Below are 1,019 nucleotides of genomic sequence, written 5' to 3'. Positions count from 1 at the left end.
ACCCAGCTTTACGAGCAGATCGACGTAATACTGAGCGAGATTTTTCATGGGTTTCATTTAGCGCTCCATGCGATAAGACTAGCAACATTCTACCCTGTTTGAACAAGGGAGGTAAGCTAGCCATATCACATGCAACACCGATGTGAGGATTTAATTGAGCCTATTCACTTACAGTGATTCAAGCTCATGAACCTAAAGTATGAAGACGCCCAGTAGAATTAGGGTGAACGCTGGTTTGATTGCGGCCATCAGCCTTGGCTTGATAGAGTGCACTGTCGGCCAATGCAACCGCCGATTCCATCTCATCATCAAGTGTTGGAATGTAAGATACGACGCCGATACTCACGGTAATCCACTCCGAAACCAGTGATTTTTCATGAACGATGCCTAGGCTTTGAATCTCATCATGAACTCGCTGAGCAACAAGCTGGGCCCCTTCCGTTGCCGTGTTTGGCAGTATAAAGGCGAACTCTTCCCCACCGTAACGCGCGACACAGTCAGACGATCGATTCAGCACACGCTTAAAGGCTTTCGATACCTGAATCAAGGCATCATCACCCTGCTGGTGTCCGTAAAAATCGTTGTAACCTTTAAAGTAATCAATATCACACAGCATGATAGTCAGTGGCTGCTTCTCTCGAACGTGGAAATGCCATAATGTCGAAAGCTGCTCATCAAAGCGGCGACGGTTAGAAACTTGCGTTAAGCTGTCTAAGAAACTCAAGCGTTCGAGCTCAAGGTTCGCCTCTTCTAATTTCTGCTCTGCAAGATAGCGCTCTGAGATATCTCGAGCCATGATCAGCACGCCACTGGTACTGGATGCCGGATCTTTAAAGGGCTTCCTTGATGTAAAACTTGATGATCGGAATCAGACAAGCGCAGATACATGCTGTTTGGTACAACATCCTTCTGAGCGACCTAGTTGAGAAAGGGTGCCAGTTAATACAACCGTCTTGCCTTCCAATGGTAATTCAACACCTTCTTGTGGTGCTGAAATCTCTGGCCAGTTGATGCCTTGT

Annotated in this window: 1 pseudogene; it reads right to left on the bottom strand. The window is 46.8% G+C overall.

The window, feature by feature from the left end:
- Nucleotides 1-184: 184 nt before the first annotated feature.
- Nucleotides 185-909 (bottom strand): annotated as a pseudogene (locus KIV40_RS31580) (diguanylate cyclase domain-containing protein); the annotation flags it as partial.
- Between the last annotated feature and the right edge of the window lie 110 nt (nt 910-1,019).

It is taken from the genome of Vibrio sp. D173a (assembly GCF_030248475.1).
This window is presented reverse-complemented; position numbering and strand designations above follow the sequence as displayed.